Source organism: Noviherbaspirillum aridicola, from assembly GCF_019656455.1.
GTDB classification, from domain to species: Bacteria; Pseudomonadota; Gammaproteobacteria; order Burkholderiales; family Burkholderiaceae_D; genus Noviherbaspirillum; species Noviherbaspirillum aridicola.
Map to the genome: position 1 here is coordinate 1 of NZ_BPMK01000043.1, position 678 is coordinate 678.

The following is a 678-nucleotide window of genomic DNA, read 5'->3' on the forward strand; positions in this document are numbered from 1 at the left end:
GGAAGGCTAAAACAGTCAGGAGGTTGGCTTAGAAGCAGCCATCCTTTAAAGAAAGCGTAATAGCTCACTGATCGAGTCGTCCTGCGCGGAAGATGTAACGGGGCTAAGCCAGTCACCGAAGCTGCGGGTATCAGGTTACAGAGTTCAGGTCACAGGAAACAGAATGGCGCATCGATTTGAAGACCTAGATGTGTTTCAGCGAGCTTATAAGCTGTCGCTGGAAGTGCATCGTGTGTCTCTTGAGATGCCCGCCATAGAACAAGGCGCGCTGGCGGATCAGATCCGCCGCGCAAGCAAGTCGATTTGCGCGAACCTCGCCGAAGGTTTCGGCAAGCAGGCGCAATCAAAAGCCGAGTTCAAGCGTTTCATATTATTCAGTATCGGATCCGCTGACGAAATGCGGGTCTGGATACGATACTGTGTAGATCTAGGGTACATAGACCAAACCACATGGCAGCATTGGCGCGATGAATATGAAGACATCGCGAAAATGCTGCAAGGCTTGTGGCGCAAGGTCTGACCTCTGGATCCTGACCTCTGTAACCTGATACGGTAGGAGAGCGTTCTGTAAGCCTGCGAAGGTGTCTTGTAAAGGATGCTGGAGGTATCAGAAGTGCGAATGCTGACATGAGTAGCGATAAACAGGGTGAAAGGCCCTGTCGCCGTAAGCCCAAGGTT

Annotated in this window: 1 rRNA gene; it reads left to right on the plus strand. The window is 51.6% G+C overall.

The window, feature by feature from the left end:
- Positions 1 to 678: ribosomal RNA gene (locus NCCP691_RS21220) — 23S ribosomal RNA — on the plus strand; the annotation flags it as partial.